Raw genomic sequence first — 1,664 nt, forward strand, 5'->3', positions numbered from 1 at the left:
AGATATAGAATCGACAGCCATAGAATCCGGATGGGATCCTGAAGCAATAGCTCAAACTGTTTTAAATTTAATGAGTGGCTCTGGTGTGAATATCTACGGTATGGATCGATATATGGCAGTAGCAGCAATGGTTGATCAAGGTTGTTATGTTTGTCCTACTACATGCTATCAATTCGGATATGGGTGTGATTGTTCTTCCCCACAGGATGGTCAAGGATTTGGGGTTCTGCAAGATACCTGGAGTAGTGAAGGACGATTAGATCATTCCAATACAGCGATTAATAGTATTCAAAACAACAGTCAAAGTGAATCAGCGTGGTTTCCGTTGGGAATTAACCCCTGTACCGTTGTTGCTGATCCAGGAACAGCATTTGCAGAATTTTACTGGTGGGCATTAGCTCAACCTTATGATAATTGTGAGACAATCCCATATTGGGTAGTGTGCCCGTGTAGTGCTGCTTGTGATGCTATACAAGCATATACAACCCAAACGGGAAATTCATGCACATACTATAATTCAGGATGTTCTACGATATGTGACTGTACCAGCTAACAGGTAAAAGATTATCACAAACAGGACTGTTTCAAAAAGGGTGAAAACTACCTAGCGAGACAGTCCTTTTTTTATCCTAAATACAACTTTAATAGGAACCAATGTTATTTATAATCTCAGTAATTTCCATTTTGCTGCCATGCGAAGAACTCCCACAGCTTCATTAGTCTCATCGAATCCTGCCATAGAGACGTGGATGACATCATTTCCTTGTAAAAATGAGGCATTTGCATAATCTCCGTGTACTCCAATTTGTACAGTTGCAACACCAGGACTTGGTGGAAGTAAATGAACATTCATATATTTGACCATCGCATGGGCAACTTGAATTTCTGTTTTTGCTAAACTATTTGGCAAGATAAAAGTCCAATCTCCTTCGTTCCAAACAAGGGTTGTACTGAAATTCTGTAACTGATACATGGTTCCAACAATACCATGACCTAGACTAATATTGCGATGCGACCAAGATATCCATGATTCTGTATCAGCGTCTAATGGAAAACCATTAAGCAAATTATTCATACTTTCAGTATGCAAGGCAGGAATGCTAGTGACAGTGATATTATTTATACCGATTGACCATGAGGGTCCTAACTCCCAATCAACTAAATTTTGTAATACGCCATTTTTTGACTTTTTGAGGATTTGTAAACTATTTGTATGAAATGGTTGTTTAGTCATGTATATCTTAGCTGACCATCCGTTTGAAGTGGTTTGTACAACAGCTGATGGAAATCCTTTTAATGATGTTTGTGGCAATTTTATCGGTGCTCCAATAGGAACCTGTGTATGCTTAATTAACCATTCAATTACTCCGATAAGCGGCGTTGGATAAATTTTTATTGTTGTTTGCAAATTAGATTTCTTCATAGATGGAGTAGAAGTAGATTTTATACGGTCAGATTTGTTATTGTTCGCTTTTGAAGACGAATAAGTTGTTAGACTATGTGTAGATTTTAATGCTGTTATTTGTGAATTATTGTTAGTCGTTGTGAACATTGAAGAAGCCCCAGAGTTCCCACACCCGGTCACGGTCAAACATGTTAACGCAAGCATAGACGCAGTCAGTCCCCAAATTCGTTTTTGCACAAAAACCACCCCTAGTTTCGAT

2 protein-coding genes are annotated in these 1,664 nt (G+C 38.5%); one reads left to right on the top strand and one right to left on the bottom strand.

Annotated elements, in window-relative coordinates:
* Window positions 1–553, top strand: a 553-nt coding sequence (locus BUA75_RS16025) for a hypothetical protein (RefSeq protein ID WP_165612061.1), incomplete at its 5' end; no start/stop codon positions are given.
* 108 nt (window positions 554–661) lie between these two features.
* On the opposite strand, the gene BUA75_RS15345 is transcribed toward BUA75_RS16025, so the two are convergent.
* Window positions 662–1,664, bottom strand: a 1,003-nt coding sequence (locus BUA75_RS15345; protein ID WP_207549796.1) for a hypothetical protein, incomplete at its 5' end; no start/stop codon positions are given.

The sequence above is a fragment of the Alicyclobacillus tolerans genome, assembly GCF_900142255.1.
In the GTDB taxonomy this organism is placed as follows: domain Bacteria; phylum Bacillota; class Bacilli; order Alicyclobacillales; family Alicyclobacillaceae; genus Alicyclobacillus_I; species Alicyclobacillus_I tolerans.